This is a genomic window from Methylophaga sp. SB9B, from assembly GCF_004832235.1.
Classification (GTDB): Bacteria; Pseudomonadota; Gammaproteobacteria; order Nitrosococcales; family Methylophagaceae; genus Methylophaga; species Methylophaga muralis.
In genome coordinates this window covers 1-254 of the sequence record NZ_SSXS01000073.1, presented here as the reverse complement: position 1 = coordinate 254, position 254 = coordinate 1, and the positions used below count along the sequence as shown (strand labels likewise).

Below are 254 nucleotides of genomic sequence, written 5' to 3'. Positions count from 1 at the left end.
GGATCCAAAGTTCGTTCAATAGCTGCTTCACAACCGCAGGCAATAACCGATGTCGCAAACCCGGTGAACGCTGTAGCAGAATGCATCGCCCATTCAAGATTCTGGGCTGTGATGATGATTCGCGTGCCTTTCATCGGAAAGGCTTCGGCAAAGGTTTTATCAATGCTTACACCATTGAGGATCATAGTCTGCCTCCCTTATGCAGCGGCTGAATGGTTAAGCTACCACGACCATCATCGATGATTTCATCGTTA

At 48.0% G+C, this 254-nt stretch carries 1 pseudogene; it reads right to left on the bottom strand.

Annotated features, from left to right (window positions below):
* Positions 1-185, bottom strand: a pseudogene (locus E8Q33_RS15195) (formylmethanofuran--tetrahydromethanopterin N-formyltransferase); the annotation flags it as partial.
* Positions 186-254 lie beyond the last annotated feature (69 nt).